1 pseudogene is annotated in these 556 nt (G+C 66.7%); it reads left to right on the top strand.

From position 1 onward, the window contains the following. Positions 1-212: 212 nt before the first annotated feature. Positions 213-556, top strand: a pseudogene (locus KUM32_RS41880) (hypothetical protein); the annotation flags it as partial.

Below are 556 nucleotides of genomic sequence, written 5' to 3'. Positions count from 1 at the left end.
GACCTGGGTCAACCTCACCACGACGAAGAACAACAACGCGTCGGGCCTGTGGGACCACTGATGTGACGTTCGGTGTTGTGCCCCGCCCGTCCTGCGGGCGGGGCGCTTTCCTATCGCTCTGACAGATCGGGGCTGTTGCCCGCATGCGAGTTCCCATCCGTGCAGTTTCCGCCCTTTTCCTGGCCGTGTCCGTGGCGGCGGTCGGGTGTTCTGTGGAATCCAATTCCTCCGCCGATCCGCCGCCGCTCGTCAACAACTCCGCGGTTCCGGTTATCACGAAGCCCGAGAACCGGGTCCTGCCCGTGGACGCCTATTTGCTCACCAACCGCGAGGAGGACGTGTTCGCGCGGGCCCGACACACTCTCGTCAAGCGGTGCATGGCGGGATTCGGGTTCCGCTACGGCCCGTTGCCCGAGCCCGGTTTTCGCACGCGTAACCGGACGCAGCACCGCTACGGCGTCAGCGATCCGCAGCAGACCGCGACCTATGGGTTCGCTCCGCCCGGGAGCCCGCGTCACCAGAAGCCACGGCGGGAGAGGCCGTCGCTGTCTCCCGC

The organism is Streptomyces sp. AC627_RSS907 (genome assembly GCF_019049165.1).
The sequence above is the reverse complement of the archived record's forward strand: the minus strand, read 5'-3'. Positions and strand labels throughout refer to the sequence as shown.